Annotated in this window: 14 protein-coding genes and 1 pseudogene; 9 read left to right on the top strand and 6 right to left on the bottom strand. The window is 69.6% G+C overall.

Going from position 1 to position 19,920, the window contains the following annotated elements; all coding sequences use genetic code 11:
* Positions 1-9 precede the first annotated feature (9 nt).
* From ccrA to SAVERM_RS02565, 4 genes are all read left to right on the top strand, one after another.
* Positions 10-1,266, top strand: a complete 1,257-nt coding sequence (ccrA, locus tag SAVERM_RS02580) for a crotonyl-CoA carboxylase/reductase (RefSeq protein ID WP_010981851.1) — start codon at positions 10-12, stop codon at positions 1,264-1,266.
* Between the two features lie 46 nt (positions 1,267-1,312).
* Positions 1,313-2,512 carry a cytochrome P450 gene (locus tag SAVERM_RS02575; RefSeq protein WP_010981850.1) on the top strand — a complete coding sequence of 400 codons (1,200 nt, stop codon included), beginning with the start codon at positions 1,313-1,315 and terminating at the stop codon, positions 2,510-2,512.
* Between the two features lie 581 nt (positions 2,513-3,093).
* Positions 3,094-4,308, top strand: coding sequence for a cytochrome P450 (locus SAVERM_RS02570; RefSeq protein ID WP_042494178.1), 1,215 nt, complete (start codon positions 3,094-3,096; stop codon positions 4,306-4,308).
* Between the two features lie 44 nt (positions 4,309-4,352).
* A complete protein-coding gene (locus SAVERM_RS02565) occupies positions 4,353-4,547 on the top strand; it encodes a ferredoxin (protein ID WP_010981848.1) in 195 nt (64 codons plus the stop codon).
* A gap of 55 nt (positions 4,548-4,602) precedes the next feature.
* Here SAVERM_RS02565 and SAVERM_RS02560 read toward each other — a convergent pair whose 3' ends face one another.
* The gene (locus SAVERM_RS02560; protein WP_078958569.1) at positions 4,603-8,118 is read right to left on the bottom strand and encodes an ATP-binding protein; all 3,516 of its coding nucleotides are present in this window, start codon (positions 8,116-8,118) and stop codon (positions 4,603-4,605) included.
* Positions 8,119-8,595: 477 nt separating this feature from the next.
* Here SAVERM_RS02560 and SAVERM_RS02555 point away from each other — a divergent pair, with 477 nt between their 5' ends.
* The 3 genes from SAVERM_RS02555 (at position 8,596) to SAVERM_RS02545 (ending at position 12,147) form a co-directional block, all read left to right on the top strand.
* Positions 8,596-9,174 (top strand): LuxR C-terminal-related transcriptional regulator, encoded by a 579-nt coding sequence (locus SAVERM_RS02555; RefSeq protein WP_037651888.1) that lies wholly within the window; start codon positions 8,596-8,598, stop codon positions 9,172-9,174.
* Positions 9,175-9,672: 498 nt separating this feature from the next.
* A complete protein-coding gene (locus SAVERM_RS02550) occupies positions 9,673-11,283 on the top strand; it encodes a GMC oxidoreductase (RefSeq protein WP_037651890.1) in 1,611 nt (536 codons plus the stop codon).
* A 96-nt stretch (positions 11,284-11,379) separates the two neighbouring features.
* Positions 11,380-12,147 (top strand): thioesterase II family protein, encoded by a 768-nt coding sequence (locus SAVERM_RS02545; RefSeq protein ID WP_010981844.1) that lies wholly within the window; start codon positions 11,380-11,382, stop codon positions 12,145-12,147.
* Between the two features lie 309 nt (positions 12,148-12,456).
* Here SAVERM_RS02545 and SAVERM_RS44250 read toward each other — a convergent pair.
* The 4 genes and pseudogenes from SAVERM_RS44250 to SAVERM_RS44240 all read right to left on the bottom strand — a co-directional run.
* Positions 12,457-12,771: pseudogene (locus SAVERM_RS44250) on the bottom strand (NUDIX domain-containing protein); the annotation flags it as partial.
* A 163-nt stretch (positions 12,772-12,934) separates the two neighbouring features.
* A complete protein-coding gene (locus SAVERM_RS45735; RefSeq protein ID WP_010981843.1) occupies positions 12,935-13,420 on the bottom strand; it encodes a M15 family metallopeptidase domain-containing protein in 486 nt (161 codons plus the stop codon).
* On the bottom strand, positions 13,417-13,854 hold the full coding sequence (locus SAVERM_RS44245) for an NUDIX domain-containing protein (RefSeq protein ID WP_010981842.1): 438 nt from the start codon (positions 13,852-13,854) through the stop codon (positions 13,417-13,419). Before SAVERM_RS44245 ends, SAVERM_RS45735 begins: the two co-directional genes overlap by 4 nt.
* 33 nt (positions 13,855-13,887) lie before the next feature.
* Entirely contained in the window at positions 13,888-14,457 is a 570-nt protein-coding gene (locus SAVERM_RS44240; RefSeq protein ID WP_052295921.1) for a GNAT family N-acetyltransferase, read from the bottom strand.
* Between the two features lie 1,425 nt (positions 14,458-15,882).
* Between SAVERM_RS44240 and SAVERM_RS02520 the strand changes: the two genes are divergently transcribed.
* Together SAVERM_RS02520 and pntB are read left to right on the top strand one after the other, a co-directional pair.
* Entirely contained in the window at positions 15,883-17,439 is a 1,557-nt protein-coding gene (locus tag SAVERM_RS02520) for a Re/Si-specific NAD(P)(+) transhydrogenase subunit alpha (protein WP_010981840.1), read from the top strand.
* Positions 17,440-17,445: 6 nt separating this feature from the next.
* A complete protein-coding gene (pntB, locus tag SAVERM_RS02515; protein WP_010981839.1) occupies positions 17,446-18,912 on the top strand; it encodes a Re/Si-specific NAD(P)(+) transhydrogenase subunit beta in 1,467 nt (488 codons plus the stop codon).
* A 116-nt stretch (positions 18,913-19,028) separates the two neighbouring features.
* On the opposite strand, the gene SAVERM_RS42600 is transcribed toward pntB, so the two are convergent.
* Positions 19,029-19,166, bottom strand: a complete 138-nt coding sequence (locus SAVERM_RS42600; protein WP_154696711.1) for a hypothetical protein — start codon at positions 19,164-19,166, stop codon at positions 19,029-19,031.
* Positions 19,167-19,920: the final 754 nt, after the last annotated feature.

The raw sequence follows: 19,920 nt of genomic DNA, 5'->3' as shown, positions 1-19,920 counted from the left end.
AGAGGAATCATGACGAAAGCTCTCTACGAGATAGGCGAGACACCGCCGCTCGGTGAGGTCCCGCGGCAGATGTATGCCTCGGTGATCCGCCAGAACCGCTTCGGAGAGCCGAAGCAGGCGTTCCGCACCGAGGTCGTCGACACCCCCGCGGTGGGTCGGGGCCAGGTGCTGGTCTACGTGATGGCCGCCGGCATCAACTACAACAACGTGTGGTCCTCGCTGGGCGAGCCGGTCGACGTCATCGGGATGCGGCAGCGCCAGGGCCAGCCCGAGGACTTCCACATCGGAGGCTCGGAGGCCTCCGGCGTGGTGTGGGCCGTCGGCGAGGGCGTCCGCAGCGTCACGGTGGGGGACCACGTGCTGCTCACCAGCGGCCAGTGGGACGAGGCCGCCGCGGACATCCGGATGGGCACGGATCCACTGGTCTCGGAGAGCATCAAGGCCTGGGGGTACGAGACCAACTACGGTTCCTTCGCGCAGTTCTGCCGTGTCGACGAATACCAGTGCCACCCCAAGCCCGCCCATCTGTCATGGGAGGAGTCGGCGGCCTTCCTGCTCACCGGGCCCACCGCCTACCGGCAGCTGTTCGGCTGGCAGGGCAACACGGTCCGCCCCGGCGACCCCGTCCTGATCTGGGGTGGTGCGGGCGGCCTCGGCTCGATGGCCATCCAGCTCGTCAGGCTGGCCGGCGGCATTCCGATCGCCGTGGTCTCCAGCGAGGACCGCTCCGAGTACTGCCGCCGTCTCGGGGCGGCGGGCACCGTCAACCGTCGCGACTTCGATCATTGGGGCCGACTGCCCGATGCCGGGGACGCCGAGGCGTCGGCGCGGTTCCTGCGCGGCGCTCGCGGGGTCGGCAAGAAGGTCTGGGAGATCCTCGGTGAGCGCAAGTCCCCGCGGATCGTGCTGGAGCACAGCGGCCAGGACAGCCTGCCGACCTCGATGTACCTGTGCGACAACGCCGGCATGGTGGTGATCTGCGGTGGCACCTCCGGCTACAACGGAGACGTCGACCTGCGCCACCTGTGGATGCGCTCCAAGCGCCTCCAGGGCTCGCACTACGCCGACACTCGCCAGTGCCGCGAGGTCATCAACCTCGTCGGCGCCGGCATGCTCGACCCCTGTCTGTCCGTCTGCGACGGCTTCCAGGACATCGGGCGCATGCACCAGATGATGCACGACAACGTGCACCCCCCCGGGAACATGGCCGTCCTCGTGAACGCGCCTCGGCGCGGCGAGATCGCGCTCGAACTCGCCGCCGCCTGACCGTCCCCGTCGTACGAACCCACCTCCCACAAGCGCAAGGAGAGTCATGCCCGAGCCCACCGCCGACGCGCCCACCGTCCCCAAGGCCCGCAGCTGCCCGTTCCTGCCGCCGGACGGTATCGCCGACATCCGGGCCGCCGCCCCGGTGACCCGGGCCACCTTCACCAGCGGCCACGAGGCGTGGCTGGTGACCGGTTACGAGGAGGTGCGCGCCCTGCTGCGCGACTCCTCGTTCAGCGTCCAGGTGCCCCACGCACTGCACACCCAGGACGGCGTCGTCACCCAGAAGCCCGGCCGCGGCAGCCTGTTGTGGCAGGACGAGCCGGAGCACACCTCGGACCGCAAGCTGCTCGCCAAGGAGTTCACCGTACGGCGCATGCAGGCGCTGCGGCCGAACATCCAGCGCATCGTCGACGAGCACCTCGATGCCATCGAGGCGCGGGGCGGCCCGGTCGACCTGGTGAAGACCTTCGCCAACGCGGTGCCGTCCATGGTGATTTCCGACCTGTTCGGTGTCCCGGTCGAGCGCCGGGCGGAGTTCCAGGACATCGCCGAGGCGATGATGCGGGTCGACCAGGACGCCGCCGCCACCGAGGCCGCCGGCATGCGCCTGGGCGGGCTGCTCTACCAGCTTGTCCAGGAGCGCCGGGCCAACCCCGGTGACGACCTGATCTCGGCGCTGATCACCACCGAGGACCCCGATGGTGTGGTCGACGACATGTTTCTCATGAACGCGGCCGGCACCCTGCTGATAGCGGCCCACGACACCACCGCCTGCATGATCGGCCTCGGTACGGCGCTGCTCCTCGACAGCCCCGACCAGCTGGCCCTGCTGCGCGAGGACCCGTCGCTGGTCGGCAACGCCGTCGAGGAGCTGCTGCGCTACCTCACCATCGGCCAGTTCGGCGGCGAGCGCGTCGCCACCCGGGACGTGGAGCTCGGTGGGGTGCGCATCGCCAAGGGCGAGCAGGTCGTCGCGCACGTCCTCGCCGCCGACTTCGACCCCGCCTTCGTGGAGGAGCCGGAACGTTTCGACATCACTCGACGCCCCGCCCCGCATCTGGCCTTCGGCTTCGGCGCACACCAGTGCATCGGGCAGCAACTCGCCCGGATCGAGCTGCAGATCGTCTTCGAGACCCTGTTCCGCCGCCTCCCGGGTCTGCGCTTGGCCAAGCCCGTCGAGGAACTGCGCTTCCGCCACGACATGGTCTTCTACGGCGTGCACGAGCTGCCCGTCACCTGGTGACCTCCGCACCACGGCCCACTCCCGCAGGAGATCAGCGCCCGCGGACCACGTGCGCTGATCACGCCTTCCGTCGCCGCCTCGCGTCGGGGGCGGCCACGGCCGCCGACACCAGCGCCTGACGTGCTTCGGGGCGCACAGCCGCCGGACATCGAGATTCCGCAGCACGTCGGTCTTCTTGCCGCCGTGGCCCTCCCGCCGCTGCCGCGACCCTCGCACCGACTGCCCCCGAAGCCGCTTGCCGCACGCCACGGCCCGACGCAACGGCGCTCGTGTCCCCGGACGGCCGGCGCGCGGTCCCCTTCACCGAGGCCGCCGTCACCGAGCGCGGCGACGGTTCGTATTCCGTGGCCCGGCACGCGTCCGGCGTCCGGTCGGTCACCGAGTACTCCGATGGCTTACCGGTCGACCGCGGGGCCCCGAGGAGCCCGCGACAGCGGCCCACTTGCCCGACCAAGGGGCCGGGGCCGGACGGCCGGGTGCCGACCGGACCGCGCACGGCCTTGCTGACGGACCGAAACCTGTTTCCCGTAGCCCATCACGCACCGATGAACGCCGCACTGCCGATGTTCGAAAGGCACGACATGACTGAGACCGAAATCCGCCTCACCGGGTCACCGGCGCCGTCCTTCCCTCAGGACCGGACCTGCCCGTACCAGCCGCCGAAGGCCTACGAGGAACGGCGGGGCGAGAGCCCGCTGACGCAGGTCACGCTGTTCGACGGCCGACCGGCGTGGCTGATCACCGGGCATGCCGAGGGACGGGCACTGCTCGTCGATCCTCGGCTGTCCTCCGACTGGGGTCACCCGGACTTCCCTGTCGTCGTCCGGCGCACCGAGGACCGCGGCGGGCTCGCCTTCCCCCTGATCGGTGTCGACGACCCCGTGCACGCCCGGCAGCGGCGCATGCTGATCCCCAGCTTCGGCGTCAAGCGCATGAACGCCATCCGCCCCAGGCTTCAGAGCCTCGTCGACCGGCTCTTGGACGACATGCTGGCGAAAGGGCCGGGCGCAGACCTGGTGTCGGCCTTCGCCCTGCCGGTGCCCTCCGTGGCGATCTGTGAGCTCCTCGGCGTCCCGTACGGCGACCACGACTTCTTCGAGGAGTGCTCCCGCAACTTCGTGGGCGCCGCGACGTCGGCGGAGGCCGACGCGGCTTTCGGCGAGCTGTACACGTATCTTCACGGCCTGGTCGGCAGGAAGCAGGCCGAGCCCGAGGACGGTCTGCTGGACGAGCTGATCGCACGCCAGTTGGAGGAGGGCGACCTGGACCACGACGAGGTGGTCATGATCGCGCTGGTTCTGCTGGTGGCCGGCCACGAGACCACCGTCAACGCCATCGCCCTCGGAGCCCTCACGCTCATCCAGCACCCCGAGCAGATCGACGTGCTGCTGCGCGACCCCGGTGCGGTCTCAGGAGTGGTGGAAGAACTGCTGCGGTTCACCTCCGTCTCCGACCACATCGTCCGGATGGCCAAGGAGGACATCGAGGTCGGCGGCGCGACGATCAAGGCCGGAGACGCGGTGCTGGTCTCCATCACGCTGATGAACCGCGACGCCAAGGCGTACGAGAACCCCGACATCTTCGACGCCCGGCGCAACGCACGTCACCACGTCGGCTTCGGCCACGGCATCCATCAGTGCCTGGGGCAGAATCTCGCCCGCGCCGAGCTCGAGATCGCCCTCGGCGGGCTCTTCGCCCGCATCCCCGGCCTGCGGCTGGCGGTCCCCCTGGACGAGGTGCCCATCAAGGCCGGACACGACGCTCAGGGCCCGATCGAGCTCCCCGTCGTCTGGTGAGGATCCGGGCGGAAGGAACGGAAGGAAGGGAGGCGGGCCACGCCATGCGCATCACCATCGACCGCGACCGGTGCATCGGCTCCGGCCAGTGCGCCATGACCGCACCCGGCGTTTTCACTCAGGACGACGACGCGCTGGTCGCCCTGGTCCCGGGACATGAGGACGGGGCGGGGGACCCGCGAGTGCACGACGTCCCCATGGCCTGTCCCGTGCAGGCGGTCGCGATCTTCGAGGACTGAGCGGCATCGGCCGTAAGGCGTGGGTCCGCAACTGACGAGGCAGAGCACGGATCCATCACGCTCGTCGGCCGGAGTTGGGCCCGTCCCGTCCTGGGCCCCGGTCCGTGAGCGCCTCGTCGGCACCGTGGCCCAGCAGTTCGTGGAGCAGCGGGGTCGCGGGCAGTGCCGGGTGGAGGTACACGCGCTCGCGGCGTTGTTCGACGGCGGCCAGCAGCTTCCGGAAGGTGGTCCTCGCCTCCTCGATCCGCCCGCCGTGATGTTGCGCCTGGCCCAACAGGCCCAGGTGGAGCGGGTGGCGTATGTGCGTCTTGGACTGGCCCAATTCGGCCAGCGAGGTGTGCATGAGGGCGAGGCCATCTTCGTGATCTCCTGCGTGCGCCAGGCCCCACCCTTTGACGACGCCCAGCATCGCCTTCCAGTAGACAAGTCCATGTTCGCCCGCAACGCGAGCGCCTTCGTCGCTCGAGGCGAGTGCGGTGCGGGTGTCACCCTCCCAAGCCGCCACGACCCCGTCCACGTACAGCGCGAAGGAGCGGTCGGACGGCCTGCTTTCGTACCGAGTGAGGCTCAACAACTCACGTCGGCGCGCGCCGGCGGTCTGCCGGTGTCCCAGGAGCCAGTGGGTGAAGGTGTTGTAGGAGCGGCAGGAGACGCGCGGGTCGTGCTGGAAGGTTCGCGACAGCCCGTGATCCTTGTTGGCGAAACGATCCGCTATGCCGACGCCGCGCTCCAGTTCGGCGAGTGCCTGCGGGAGCATTCCGCGCACATGCAGCACGATGCCTTCGCCGTACGTCGCACCGAGCGCCGCCACGGGCTCCCAGGTCTGCCGCGAGATGTCCCGCAGTAGGCCGGAGAACTGCCGCGAGGCGTCGTAGCGCCCGGTGACCAGGTACGCGGTGCACAGCGCCCAGAGTACCGACGGGTCCTCGGGGGCATGCGCGGCCGTGCTGAGGGCGCGACCGCGCGTCAGTGCCGTCTCGGCCTCGGGGTGGCCGTAGCCGCGAGTGGTGGCGAGCACCTGGCCGAGTTGGATGTGCAGGTCCTGTTCCAACCTCCCTGTGGCGGGATCGTCCGGCGGTAGGAAGCCGACCAGGTGCACGGCGCGGCGCAGCCAGATCTCCACCTGCTCGTACGCCATGGACTGCTCGGCGTGTTCCGCGGCGAGCAGCAGCCGAGGCAACACCTCGGCCGCGGGCAGTGCACTCCTGGCGTGCCAGCTGTGATGTGCCACCCGCTCGATCTCCTCGTCCTGCACTTGCCCTCGCCTGCGTGCGCTCAGCGCGTCGGCGACCCTGGCGTGCAGGCGGTGGCGGTCCTCACGGGGGAGCTCGTCGACGAGCGTCTCCTGGACCAGGGCGTGAGCGAAGTGCAGTCGCCCCGGGTGGTGCGGGTCCTCCCCGAGCAGGCCGGCACGGATGGCCGACTCAAGACCCGCGATGACCGGCTCGTCCCGCGTGGCGGTGCGGTGCAACAGGTCGGTGTCCACCTCGGCGCCGATGACGGCGCACAGTCGAAGCACCCGCAGGACCGGCTCGGGCAGCCCGGCGAACCGCTGGCGCAGCGCCTCGCGTACGCCGGTGGGAATGTGGGCCAGGAGCGCGTCGACCGCATCCGGGCGACGGAGTTTACGCGCATCGCCCACGAGAGAGAGAAGCTGCATCACCAAGTACGGGTTGCCTCCGCTGCGCCGGTGCAGCACCTCGACAACCTTCGGGTCCACACCAGAGCCTGCGTGTGCCTCGACGAGGGCGCCGACGGCCTGCAGGGAAAGCCCACAGAGCTGCAGCGTCTCGGTCCTGGGGCCGCGCAACACGTCGGAGACCATCCGGCGCAGCGTTGCGTCCGACTCGGCCTCGAACTTCCGCGTCGTGAGCACGATGCTGAGCGGATGGCCCTGGCAACGGGTGCTCAGTAGCCTGAGCAGGTCAAGGGAGGCGGTGTCCGCCCATTGCAGATCTTCGAGGAACAGCACGAGCGGGTGTTGCCCGGCGAGGGCGAGCAACACCTCACAGACCGCGTCGTGGGCGAGGAAGCGGGCCTGGAACCAGTCGGAGGCCCCTTTGGGGCCTTCGGTCCGGGCCGCCGACCGCTCGGGCATCAGTGGGGCGAGCAGGGCGCCGAACGGTTCCGTCGCGTCGCGAAAGGCATCCGGCCGGGTGGCGGACAGCCGCCGCAGGATCTGAGTCCACAGCCAGTAGGCGGGGACGCCTTCGCCGGGGAAGCAGTGACTCCAGACCACCTCCAACCTGGAGCCCTTCTCGGGCGCCTCCATGCTCTCCAGACGTGCCGCAAGTTCGAGCAGCAGGCGGGTCTTTCCGACTCCTGGGGGGCCGAGGACGCCGGCTACATGGCCGTGGCCCACGACCGCGCTCGCGGCGGCGGTCGTCAAGCGGTCGAGCTCCTGGCTGCGGCCGGTGAACGGCGAAGGGGCAGCCGTCCACCCCGACTCGGACTCCGGGGATTTCCCGGCTTCCGGGGTGGCTGCGAGCTCGTGTTCCGGCCCGGGTGCAGGCCGCCACTGGGCTGTCCCGGCTTGCGTGCCGGCGGCATCCGCCCGCGTGCCCGGCGGCACATCGGTTCGCGCCTCCGGGCGCGCGCCGGTCCCCGTGATCCCCTCGCGTTCGACGGCCGCGTCGGCGTCGTCCGTCCCGTTGGCGTCGTTGGTTTCCACCGTCGTGCCGTGCCTCCGGGGCGTGACGGCAGTCCTACCGTCCCAGGAGCCCACGAAGCCCTCGGAGTTCTGTACTCCGTCGTCACCGCTCTCGTTCATCGCGAGCGGGACAGGTGACGCTCTGGTGGACTCAAGTGGTGTGGGTGACAGCTTCTTCGAGGGGGCGCTCGCTCCCGGCCCCGGGCGCAGGATCGCGTTTCTGACCCGGCGTAGTTCGGCTGCGGTGTCCACGCCGAACTCCTCGACCAGATGACTACGCGTCCGCTCGTACACCTCAAGCGCCTCGGCCTGCCGCCCGAGCCGGGACAGTGCCGTCATGAGGTGGCCGACCAGCCGCTCCCGCGTGGGATGACGGCGCGCCTCCCCGTCCAGATCGGCGGCGACCTCTTCGGCCGCGCCGAGGGCCAGCCGCGCCTCCGCGCGGGACTCGACGGCGGTGAGCCGGATCTGTTCGAGTCGGGTGCACTCGTCGCTGAGCGGGGGATGGCTGTCGAACTCCGCGTACGGCGAGCCGTGCCACAGCCCCAAGGCCTCGGTGAGCCGGGCGTGCGCGGTGCGCGGATCGCGCTGCTCCAGCAGCCGCCGTCCGTCGGTGACCAGACGCTCGAAGCGCCAGGCGTCGACCTGTTCGGGATCGAGATCGAGGACGTAACCGGGCGTCCGATGACGTAGCACCGAAATTTGGCCTGTTCCCGCCTTTGTGTGCAGGGACCGGCGCAGATGAGAGACATAGCTCTGGAGTGTGGCGACGGCGTGACGGGGCGCTCCGTCACCCCACAGTTCCTCGACAAGTAGTTCGGTGGGCACCACGCGGCCGAGGCGGATGAGCAGCAGGGCCAGCAGTGTTCGCCGGCGTGGCGGGCCGAGCGGCAGGTCATGCCCGTTCAGTCGCGCCGACATGGGCCCCAGGACGCTCAGTTGGAGCTCAGCCTGACCGGTCGTCGTGGCTGACGCGTTCGCGGTCGGAGGTAAAGGCATGAACGGTCCCCATCGTGCTTGCGGATATGGCTGACCGACGGTTTTGAAGTGGCTGGTCTCACACCGTCCTCTAGGGATCCTGGCATGGCGAACGGCGCCTTCCAAGCTGGAGATCCATCGATTGGCAAGAAAGCGGCAGGTGTTCGGCAAGGATTTCGACAGGAGTCCGGAAAACGATGGCGGGCGACGGCAAGGGGTCGCCAGCGGCTCGACCAGGACCCCGCAAGGGCGGTGACGCACGATGTTCAACATCTGGCGATACCGCTGGTCCCAGGGCCGATGACGCCCCTGTTGACGGCCTTCACGGCCGCTCACCGGCCTCCGAATTTATTTCGCCCAAGTTTCCTGACGGGGGGCACTCTCTTGCTGATTCCGGCACCTGCAACTCCGGGCCTGTGTATGGCGAGTCTCGATAAAACCCTGACCATCCAGCAGGCGAACCAGGAGTTCTTCAGGCAGTTCAACGGCTCGTCCGAGGACATATGCGGTCGCAATTTCCGTGACGTGGTGCACCCGAGCGTGCAGCAGCCGCTGGTGCGTCAATTCTCCAATTTACTTGAAGGGAAGAACCACCGTTTCGTCACGCCCGTCATCGCCGTGGGGCCCGGCGAGGAGTCCGCCTTCACCGTTCCCCTCACCGCGGTCGCGGTGCGCGGTGGCCTGCCCGACACGACCGCGATCCTGGTCATGATGCCCACGGCCGGGGACGCCGAGCAGACGCGTGTGGTGCCCAAACGCAAGAAGATCCTCTCCACGATGGACGCGCGCATCCTCGAAGGCATCGCCGCCGGCGTCTCCACCGTCCCCTTGGCCGCGAGCCTCTACCTCAGTCGGCAGGGTGTCGAGTACCACGTGACCTGCCTGCTGCGGAAGCTGAAAGTGTCCAACCGCGCCGCGCTGGTCTCCCGCGCCTACTCCCTGGGCGTGTTCAAGGTCGGCACCTGGCCGCCCGAGGTCGTGGACGACTTCGTGAAGTGAGCGGGCATCGGGCCCTCCCGGCGCCCGCTCGCGCGGGTGCTGTGGCCGCGTTCACCCGGGTCGAGCACAGGATCGCCGGACTCGCCGCTCACGCAGTGCCCGGCAAGCACCTGGCGGAACGGCTCGAGTCCGCGCGCACGGGAGAAGCACCTCATCAGCGCGTACCACAAGCTCCGGGTCGCAGGACGGTCCGAACCGGCCGCGTCTTCCCCTGCCCGGCCCGGCGGACGCATGACCGCACGCTTGAGCGCTTCCCGCGCCCAGGAGCGGGCCGCACCGCAACGCCCGCTTCCGTACCCGGGTGACCGAACCCCCGGGCCGGCCTCCACAGGGTCAGCCCGCCCGATCCGGATTTCGTCGATGGCCTGTGCGCGGTCTCCATGCGGTCCGTTCTGCCCCGGACCGTGTCACTCCGGCCGACCCTCCGATTCATCTTTCATCTCTCCCGAGCTCAGGAGCCACAGCGTGATTGCACACCAGCCTCTGTCGCGGCGCCGCATGCTAGGCGTGGCGGCCTTGGGTGCCGCCGCACTCGCGGGGCAGACTACGATCACCGCCGCCCCCCGGGCGGCCGCTGCCACCGCAACCAGTGGTTCCGGCGGCACGTTCGTCCCCGCCGTCGTGGTCGGCACCGGTTACGGCGCCGCCGTCTCCGCCTTGCGCCTCGGCGAGGCAGGGGTCCCCACCCTGATGCTGGAGATGGGCCGGCTGTGGAACCAGCCCGGTCCGGACGGCAACGTATTCAGCGGGATGCTCAAGCCCGACAAGCGCTCGAGCTGGTTCAAGACCCGCACCGAGGCCCCGCTCGGCTCATTCCTGTGGCTCGACCTCGCCAACCGGGACATCGAGCCCTACGCGGGTGTACTGGACCGGGTCAACTTCGACCAGATGTCCGTGTACCTGGGACGCGGTGTCGGTGGCGGTTCCCTCGTCAACGGTGGCATGGCGGTCACGCCCCGGCGCTCGTACTTCGAGGAGGTGCTGCCCCAGGTCGACGCCGAGGAGATGTACACCAAGTACTTCCCCCGCGCGAACTCCACCCTCCGGGTCAACAACATCGACAAGAGCTGGTTCGAGCAGACCGACTGGTACTCGTTCGCGCGTGTCTCGCGCCGGCAGGCCTCGAACGCGGGCCTGAGCACCACCTTCGTGCCCAACGTCTACGACTGGGACTACATGCGCCGTGAGGCGGACGGCGCGGTGCCCAAGTCCGCGCTGGCCGCCGAGGTGATCTACGGCAACAACCACGGCAAGGTCTCACTCGACAAGAGCTACCTGGCGGCCGCTCTGGGCACCGGCAAAGTCACCATCGAGACCTTGCACCAGGTCAAGACGATCCGTCAGCAGAACGACGGCACGTACCTGCTCACCGTCGAGCAGAGGGACACCGGCGGCAAGCTGCTCGGGACCAAGGAGGTTTCGTGCCGCCACCTCTTCCTCGGTGCCGGCAGCCTCGGCTCGACCGAACTACTCCTGCGTGCCCGCGAGACCGGCACTCTCCCGGGCCTCAGCCCTGAGGTCGGCGGGGGCTGGGGCCCCAACGGCAACATCATGACCGCCCGCGCCAACCACATGTGGAACCCCACGGGCACCAAGCAGTCGTCGATCCCCGCCCTCGGTATCGACGACTGGGACAACCCGGACACCCCCGTCTTCGCCGAGATCGCCCCCCTGCCGGCGGGTGTCGAGACCTGGGTCAGCCTCTACCTGGCCATCACCAAGAACCCGGAGCGCGGCACCTTCGTCTACGACGCGGCCAAGGACCGGGCGGACCTGCGCTGGACCCGGGACCAGAACGCGCCTGCGATCGCAGCCGCGAAGTCGCTCTTCGACCGCATCAACAAGGCCAACGCCACCATCTACCGGTACGACCTCTTCGGCAAGCAGATCAAGGCCTTCGCCGACGACTTCTGCTACCACCCGCTCGGCGGCTGCGTCCTCGGCAAGGCCACTGACGACTACGGCCGCGTCACCGGATACAAGAACCTCTACGTGACCGACGGTTCACTCATCCCCGGAAGCATCGGCGTCAACCCGTTCGTGACCATCGCGGCGCTGGCAGAGCGGAACATCGAGCGCGTCATCAAGCAGGACATCGCGGATTCCTGACGAGCGGTAGGCGCGGCCCGCCCGCGCCCCCTGCTCCTCCCGGCGAACGCCCCGCCACGGTGGGCGGTCGAACCGAAACCGTAAAGGAACGACTCCGTGAACTCCCCGCTCACCGAGCACAACAGCCTCTGGATTCGCAGGTTCCACCCGCGCCCCGACAGCCACGTCCGGCTGGTCTGCCTGCCCCACGCGGGCGGCTCCGCCAGCTTCTACTTCCCCGTGTCCCGGTCCATGCCCGAAAGCGTCGACGTGCTGTGCGTGCAGTACCCCGGCCGCCAGGACCGCCGCACCGAACCTCTCCTGGACTCCGTACCGGCGCTCGCCGACAAGGTCTACGAGGCCCTCCTGCCCTGGACCGACCGGCCCATCGCCCTGTTCGGCCACAGTATGGGCGCCTCCCTCGCCTACGAGATCGCCCGACGGCTGGAGCAGGAGCGGGGCATCACGCCCGCCACCCTCATCGCCTCCGGCCGCCGCGCCCCGTCCACGCACCGCGACGAGACCGTCCACCTGCGCGACGACGACGGCCTCGTCGCCGAGATGCGCGGCCTCAGCGGCACCGACCCCCAACTGCTGGGCGACGAGGACGTCCTGCGCATGATCCTCCCGGCCATCCGGGCGGACTACCGCGCAGCCGAAACCTACACCTGGGAACCGGGGCCACCCCTGACTTGCCCCGTGACCTGCCTCGTCGGCGACGACGACCCGAAGGTCACCGTGGAGGAGGCCGCCGCCTGGTCCGGGCACACCGACGGCCCGTTCATGCTGAGGGTCTTCCCCGGCGGCCACTTCTTCCTGGCCCGGCACCAGACGGAAATCGTCCGCCTCATGGCCACCCAGTTGGAGGTGCTCGACCGGCCATGAGGACCGGCCTGCCTCTCGCACCGTGGCCTCGCACAGCGTGGCGATCCGGCAGCCGCACAGGGGTAGCGGTAGGCCGGGCGGGCGGTCCGTAGAACGCCGAGGCGGTCCAAGACCCCGGGGGCGATGTGTTGGCCGTTCTCCAGGAGCGCCGTGCCAGTGGAGTTGATTCGGGCCCGTAGGGCGGACAGGGCGCGTCGCGCATCGGGCGGGGAGAGCAGGCCGGGGAGTCATGCGGGTTCGTACGAAGTCGATCGCGGTGATCTCGCTCGGGGGCAGCCGGATTTCGCCGACCTGGGCGTCGTCCCAGGTGCCGCCGTCGAAGACGTGCGGGATCTCGCCGGGAAATCGCATGGCGGCAGGGACGCTGACGCTGTCGGGGGAGACCCAGTCGACGGCCAGGCACCGGTCGACGGGGGCGGAGACCCCGACTTCCTCCATGAGCTCACGGGCAGCCGAGTCGGCGGGGGACTCGCCCTTGTCGATGGCACCGCCCGGCAGGAGGCACGTGTCGCGGTAGTCGACGTGCTGGACCAGGATCTGCCCATGCCGGTTGGTGATCAGCACGGACGTCCCGGCCCACAATGCGGCCGAGGCGCGCAAGGCGCCGTACGCCTCGTCGCTCATTCGGGTGCCGGGCAGCTCGCCGGGGACGGATGCGGTCGTCATGGCTCTCCGATCAGGGACGGGGCTGGTCGGGCCCGGGGAAAGAAGAGGAGGTGGTTGGCCGCCGTCAGGCGGTGAGCCGGTGGGGGCCGTCCGGGGCGGGGCCCGGTCGCGATCCGGGTTATTACTCGGTCGCGATGATGGCGCGCCGGGTCTCTTCGGGCAGGCGGGCGAGGATGCCGGGCAGCGACCGTGCGCGGGCGACCTCTCCGCGGTGCGCGACGATGGCTGCCCACTTCTGCTCGCCAGGTGGTGACGTCGACGCTGGTGGTGGCGTACGCGTCCGGCACCGCGAGCACGGTCTTGCCGACGGCCTCGAGGAGCGGCCCGAGCTCGCCGACACCGGACTCGGGGTGCGTGGCGCAGTAGACGGGGGCCGGTAGCCCTCGATGAACAGCAACTGCACACCGCCGGGGAGCAGCGATTGCGCCTGCTGGAGCCGCGTGAGCACGCCCCGGCGGACGAGGGCCCAGGCGCCCGCAGCGTCCTGCTTACGGTCGTCGACCACCAGGCCGCGCACGCGGGCGTCGAGGAGGACCTCGCCGCGCTCCTGGACAGGGATCGCGGCGACCCGCCGGTCGGACATCAAGACGATGCTGCTGGCGCTCATGCGTGCCCCCAGGTGTCGACGTATGCGGCCACGCCGGTGCGGCGGGCCTCCTCCACGGCGCGCAGCCGCACGAAATCGCGGGCCGGCATCAAGGCCTCCCACTCGGCCAAGGGCAGGACGCGGGCCTCGTCGTGCTCGCGCGAATTGAGGGTGATGCCCCGGATCTGTTCCGCGGTCAGACGACCGCCGTCGAAGATCAGCTGCAGAGTGCTGTACGAACGTCCCTCCCGGGGCAGCCCGAACACGGTGGCCAGCAGCCGGGCCGGGCCCACGGCGGTCATGCCGGTCTCTTCCCGGCCCTCGCGCACCACCGCGTCCCAGGGCCGCTCGCCCAGATCCATCGCGCCGCCGATCATGTGCCAGGGGTGGCCGGGGGAGTAGACGGAGTGCAGCTGCAGCGGCCGGTCGTCCTCGTCGGTGACGTAGAGGCACACGTACGCGGCCGCCCGGGGCAGTGCGTCGGCGTACTACTGCGGTGGCATCCACGTCGAGTCCGGCTGCGCACCGGCCACAGCACCGGCACGTTCACGGTGGCGGGTCATCCACATCAGTGCCGGGCTGCCGCTGAAGCCGAGCTCCCGGTACAGGGGCGCAGCCTCCGGGCTGGTGTGCAGTTCGAACAGGGTGACGTCCTCGACGTCGCCGAGGTGGTCGAGGAGTGCGGATAGGACCGCCCGGGCGTAACCGCGGCGGCGGAACTCGGGCTGGGTGGCGACGATCTGTACGCGGGCGGCCCGGCCCCGGGGGTAGGCCGGGGCCGGGAGCACGGGGTGGATCAGGCCGAGGGCGCAGGCGGCCATCGTGCCGTCCGGGGCGTCGACGACGAAGGCCCGGGCGGCTCCTTCCGGCGTGAGCCGTGGCGCCAGCTCGTCCGTGCACTGCCGGACCCAGTCCTCGGTGAACGGTGCGGACAGGACGTATGCGGAGCGCATCCGGGTGATGCCTTCGGCGTCAGCGGGGGTTGCCGCGCGGACCGGCGGCCGTCCGGCGGCGTCGCGCGGCTCGGCCGCGGCAGTGGGTGCTGAGGCGGCGTTCACGGGCAACCCGACGAGCCGTTCCCGGAGGCGCAAGAGCCGCAGTCGGCGCCTGTCGGTGCTCCACCGCAGGCGGTGAAGGAGCCGCGCGGCCCCCGCGTGGATGGTGCCATAGACGAGGCGCGACAGCCGGCGACGGGGAGGCGACCTCACTGCTTCCGACCGCTACTACCGTGCGTGGATGGAGTACCGGGACCAGAAGGGGAGCGACCCAGCGACGAGCAGCTGTCGGCCTACCGCGCAGAGAAGCGACTGCTCGGTCGCGGCGGCAAGCCCGTCAGCCCGAGCAGCTTGCGCCTGCTCTTCGTGCGCCGGCGCGTGTACAACGTCTGGGCCGAGCAGCGAGTGCGCACCGAAGTTGCTGCGCAGTCGGACATTGCGCATGCGTCCGCAGACTGGGGCATCACCGCCCAGTACAACAAGCCCGTCACCCCGCCTACATCGCTGAAGAGTCCGAGGATTTCGAGCGGCGCTGGCAGGCACTGACCCGCCACCACGCCGATACGCAGCCGTAGACCACCGTCGGCGCACCGTGCGCATCAACAGCCCCTTGCCGCTGGGCATGCACGCTCCGGTAGCCGTAGGTGCTGTCGGCGTCCTCGAATGCTTTCTTTAGCCGGGCTCCTCGACGGGCCCGGAAAGTGCTCCCACTCCTCGGGTCGAACTTCGCCCACCGGGCGAGCGGCCAGACGGATCTGGCGGTTGGTCACGGACATCGCGCCTCCTGTCGTTACGGCTCGCCGCAGCATACCGACCAGTAGGTATGATGGGGAAGTGTCGATGACCACAGGCGATGCGTTGTCCTACACAAAGAAGGCTGACCAACGAGGACCTCCTGGCGGGCACACCAAAGTCGCTGATGTTGCGGTGATGTGCGTGCCCGACTCTGCACAGCGTCTCCACGTGCTCGTCGTGTCCGCAGACCGCAGAGTTGGGTCCCAAACTTGACGGCGAAGTACTGTCGGCGTACGTCCTTGCCCGGGGCGGAGCCCTGCGACCTGACGCTCCCAAGGCTGCCGGTAATCGCACTGGTTGACGTCGGTGTCGCCATCGAGTGCCAACCCTGCGCCCGTCAGGCCGGCCTGGACCGTCCACACGGGCGTCCAGCGCATGGCCGCGCCCGATGAACCGCCCGCCCCTCACGTGCTCTGTGAGCGTTCCTGACACTCCCGAGCCGACGGACGCGCAGTCAAATCGGGGGCCGCGGCGGGGCGGAGTGGCCCCGACTGCTCGAGGCCCGCTGGTTTTGGTCCCGCGCGGACCGATCATTATCGGCCGGTACTGCAAGGTGAAGCACATCACCGTCCGATCGCGTTGGCCCGCACCCGTCTGACGGGTTAGGTTCCAGCGATCACGTGGGGAGGACGTCGTAACTTCCCCGAGCGCAGATTTCCCTTTCGCACCCTCCTCTGACGAGAGATACAGGATATGTCTGCTCAAAAACCCTCACACCATCCTCCCCGGCGCATCGGCGTAGTGGCCGAGTCTGTCTCCGGGGAGACGCGGGTCGCGGCGACCCCGGCGACGGTACGACTGCTGCTGGGCCTCGGCTACGAGGTCGTCGTCGAGTCCGGGGCCGGTGAGGCCTCCGGCTTCGGTGACCAGGCGTACGCCGATGCCGGCGCGGGGATTGGCGAGGCCTGGGACGCGGATGTCGTGCTGAAGGTGAACGCCCCCTCCGACGCGGAAATCTGCCGGTTGCGAAAGGGCGCGACCGTGGTCGCCCTGCTGACCCCGGCGCAAAAGCCCGAGCTGCTTCAGGCGCTCGCCGACGCCGGGGTGACCGCCCTGGCGCTGGACGCGGTGCCGCGCATTTCGCGGGCGCAGTCGATGGACGTGCTGTCCTCGATGGCGAACATCGCTGGTTACCGCGCGGTCATCGAGGCCGCGCACGCCTTCGGACGGTTTTTCACCGGCCAGGTCACTGCGGCGGGTAAGGTGCCGCCGGCGAAGGTGCTGGTGGCTGGCGCGGGTGTGGCCGGTCTCGCGGCGATCGGTGCCGCTTCCAGCCTCGGCGCGATCGTGCGCGCCACCGACCCGCGGCCGGAGGTCGCGGACCAGGTGAAGTCGCTGGGCGGCGAGTACCTGCCGGTGGAAGCCGTTCAGGAGTCGAGCACCGACGGCTATGCCAAGGCGACGTCCGCCGACTACGACCGCGCCGCCGCCCAGCTCTACCACGAGCAGGCCGAGGACGTGGACATGGTGATCACCACCGCGCTGATCCCGGGCCGGCCGGCGCCGCGCCTGCTGACGGCCGAGGACGTGGCCGTCATGAAATCGGGCAGCGTCATCGTCGACATGGCTGCCGCGATGGGCGGCAACGTCGAGGGCACCGTGCCGGGGCGGACGGTGGTGACCGACAACGGCGTCACCATCATCGGCTACACCGACTTGGCCTCCCGGCTCCCGGCCCAGGCCTCGCAGCTGTTCGGCACCAACCTGCTGAACCTGCTGAAACTGCTCACTCCCGGCAAGGACGGGCAGCTGACGGTCGACTTCGACGACGTTGTGCAGCGGGCGGTGACCGTGGTGCGCGACGGTGACGTCACCTGGCCGCCGCCGCCCGTCGCGGTCTCGGCCGCGCCCGCCGCGCAGCCTGCGGCCGCACCCGTAGCGCCCGAACCGAAGCAGTCGAACCTGACGCCTGCGTGGCGCTTCGGCCTGATCGGGCTCGGGATGCTCGCGATGTTTTTGCTGGTGGCCTTCGCTCCCACGCAACTCGCGGGCAACTTCACCGTGTTCGCGCTGGCGGTGGTGATCGGCTATTACGTCATCGGCAAGGTGCACCATGCGCTGCACACCCCGCTGATGTCGGTGACCAACGCGATCTCCGGGATCGTCGTGATCGGGGCCTTGCTGCAGATCGGGCACGAGAGCTGGATCGTCACCACGCTGTCCTTCGTGGCGATCCTGCTGACGAGCGTCAACATTTTCGGAGGTTTCGCCGTCACCCGCCGCATGCTGTCCATGTTCTCGAAAGGCTGAGCCGAGATGACCTCCCTGAAGGCTTCACACGCTGCCGACCTGGTCGCCGCCCTGTTGTTCATCCTCAGCCTGGCCGGCCTGTCCCAGCATCGCACCTCCCGCGCCGGCGTCGTCTACGGCATTGCTGGCATGGCCCTTGCCCTGGTCGCTACCGTGGTTGTGGCGGCGCGGAGCATCACCGCCGGAGCGGTCGCGCTGATCGTGCTGGCGATGGCGCTCGGCGCGGCGATGGGCCTGTGGCGGGCCCGCCGCGTCGAGATGACGCAGATGCCCGAACTGATCGCTGTCCTGCACAGCTTCGTCGGCCTCGCTGCGGTGCTGGTGGGCTGGAACAGCTACCTGGAGGTGGATTCCCACGGCTCGGCGCAGACCCGGATCGGCGCCAACCTGCTGGGCATCCACCACGCCGAGGTGTTCATCGGGATCTTCATCGGCGCGGTCACATTCACCGGCTCGATCGTCGCGTTCCTGAAGCTCTCGGCGCGCATCAAGTCCCGTCCCTTGATGCTGCCGGGCAAGAACGCGCTGAACCTCGGCGCGCTCGCGGCGTTCGTCGTGCTGACCATCTGGTTCGCGATCAGCCCGAACCTACCCCTGATGATCGCGGTGACCGCGCTGGCGCTGGCCCTGGGCTGGCACCTGGTTGCCTCGATCGGCGGTGGCGACATGCCGGTCGTCGTCTCCATGCTGAACAGCTACTCGGGCTGGGCAGCGGCCGCGGCCGGCTTCCTGCTCGACAACAACCTGCTCATCGTCACCGGCGCGCTGGTGGGCTCCTCCGGTGCCTACCTGTCGTACATCATGTGCAAGGCGATGAACCGGTCGTTCCTCTCCGTCATAGCGGGTGGTTTCGGCATCGCGGCGCCGTCCGGCGGCGAGGAGGAGCAGGGCGAGCACCGCGAGGTGCGGGCCGCGGAGGCGGCCGAGATGCTGGCTCAGGCCCGCTCAGTGATCATTACGCCCGGATACGGCATGGCTGTCGCTCAGGCCCAGCATCCGGTCGCGGAGCTGACGCGGCAACTGTGCGAGCGGGGTATCGAGGTCCGCTTCGGCGTTCATCCTGTCGCCGGGCGCCTGCCCGGGCACATGAACGTGCTGCTGGCCGAGGCGAAGGTGCCCTACGACATCGTCCTGGAAATGGACGAGATCAACGACGACTTCGCCGACACCTCGGTCGTTCTGGTCATCGGTGCGAATGACACCGTCAACCCCGCCGCGACCGAGGACCCGGGCAGCCCGATCGCCGGCATGCCGGTGCTGCGGGTATGGGAAGCCGAGCAGGTCATCGTCTTCAAACGCTCCATGGCCTCCGGCTATGCGGGCGTGCAGAACCCGCTCTTCTTCCGCGAGAACAGCAGCATGCTCTTCGGCGACGCCAAACAGAGCGTGGAGGAGATCCTGCACGCGCTCAGCACCGACAGCCGACACGACGCGGCCCCGGCCGCACGCCAGGCGACGGTGGCCAGCCACTGATAGGTCGTTTTCCGCTGGCGGCGTGCCCGACGCGATGCTTGCGGTAGCCGACGTCCACCCACACTTTGCGCATGGTCGGGCGGGCGTCGGCCACCTGGTCGACTAGAAGTGAGCCCTCACGCCGGGCCGGGGCGCGGCGGGCGCTGATCACCGGCGCCAGTACCCCGCGCTTCTTCAGGGTTGAACAGCGTCGTGCCGTCACTGCTGTGCTCCGCCAGCAGTCGCAGCAGCTCCGCCCGCTGAAGCGGGCTCATGCGGTCGTGGATGCTGACGCAGATCGAGGCGTTGGCGCACCGGACCGCAGTGCCCCCCGTGGCCGGTGATGACCCGGCCGCCAAGGCCGAGGTCGTCCGGCTTCTCGACGTCCTGGGCTACGACGCCGTCGACATCGGCGCACTCGCCAACGCCTGGCACTGCGAGCCGGGCACACTCGTCTATGTCTGGCCCTACCTCGGAGAGCGCTCCCAGAGAATCACCAAGGAGGAGGCACGGCTCTGGTTCCGGGAAATCCCGGGCGAGCCAACGCCCGCCGACTGGGTCAAGGAACTCATCGACCAGGCCGTCCGAGGCCCCGTGGGCGGCTCTTTCGCCGCCCTACCGTTCAGGACACGGTGGTGCCCGAGGCGTTCACCGACGTCGCCGCCCCGGTGGAGGCGCGGACTGTGTCCACAGGTCCGGCGTCCGAGGCAGCGGTCACGACTGAAAAAGGCACCCAGTCCCACCCCGCCAAGACCGCGGCGCCGACTGCCGCGTCCCGTCCGGCGCGCACCGCCAGGCCGTCGGCGGCGTCGCGGCGCCCAGGCGTGAAGAAAGTACTAGGCAGCCTGAACCGGGAGGTGTCGGGGACGGCGGGAAGCAGCCCCGACAAAGCCGGGCTGAGATTTCCGGACGCCGCTGTCGGACCCTCACGGTGCGGGGCGCTTTGGTGGCTTGAAGAACACCAGCCGTTCCGGGCGGGAGTTCACCGCGGTCGAGCTTGAGGACCGGTTCGACCGCGAGGTGTGGGAT

It is taken from the genome of Streptomyces avermitilis MA-4680 = NBRC 14893 (assembly GCF_000009765.2).
GTDB classification, from domain to species: Bacteria; Actinomycetota; Actinomycetes; order Streptomycetales; family Streptomycetaceae; genus Streptomyces; species Streptomyces avermitilis.
This window is presented reverse-complemented; position numbering and strand designations above follow the sequence as displayed.

Bases quoted from the DNA above. Each gene is read 5' to 3' on its own strand.
- ccrA (WP_010981851.1), top strand. From the start codon at position 10: ATGACGAAAGCTCTCTACGAGATAGGCGAGACACCGCCGCTCGGTGAG.
- SAVERM_RS02575 (WP_010981850.1), top strand. From the start codon at position 1,313: ATGCCCGAGCCCACCGCCGACGCGCCCACCGTCCCCAAGGCCCGCAGC.
- SAVERM_RS02570 (WP_042494178.1), top strand. From the start codon at position 3,094: ATGACTGAGACCGAAATCCGCCTCACCGGGTCACCGGCGCCGTCCTTC.
- SAVERM_RS02565 (WP_010981848.1), top strand. From the start codon at position 4,353: ATGCGCATCACCATCGACCGCGACCGGTGCATCGGCTCCGGCCAGTGC.
- SAVERM_RS02560 (WP_078958569.1), bottom strand. From the start codon at position 8,118: ATGTCGGCGCGACTGAACGGGCATGACCTGCCGCTCGGCCCGCCACGC.
- SAVERM_RS02555 (WP_037651888.1), top strand. From the start codon at position 8,596: ATGGCGAGTCTCGATAAAACCCTGACCATCCAGCAGGCGAACCAGGAG.
- SAVERM_RS02550 (WP_037651890.1), top strand. From the start codon at position 9,673: ATGCTAGGCGTGGCGGCCTTGGGTGCCGCCGCACTCGCGGGGCAGACT.
- SAVERM_RS45735 (WP_010981843.1), bottom strand. From the start codon at position 13,420: ATGAGCGCCAGCAGCATCGTCTTGATGTCCGACCGGCGGGTCGCCGCG.
- SAVERM_RS02520 (WP_010981840.1), top strand. From the start codon at position 15,883: ATGTCTGCTCAAAAACCCTCACACCATCCTCCCCGGCGCATCGGCGTA.
- pntB (WP_010981839.1), top strand. From the start codon at position 17,446: ATGACCTCCCTGAAGGCTTCACACGCTGCCGACCTGGTCGCCGCCCTG.
- SAVERM_RS42600 (WP_154696711.1), bottom strand. From the start codon at position 19,166: ATGAGCCCGCTTCAGCGGGCGGAGCTGCTGCGACTGCTGGCGGAGCAC.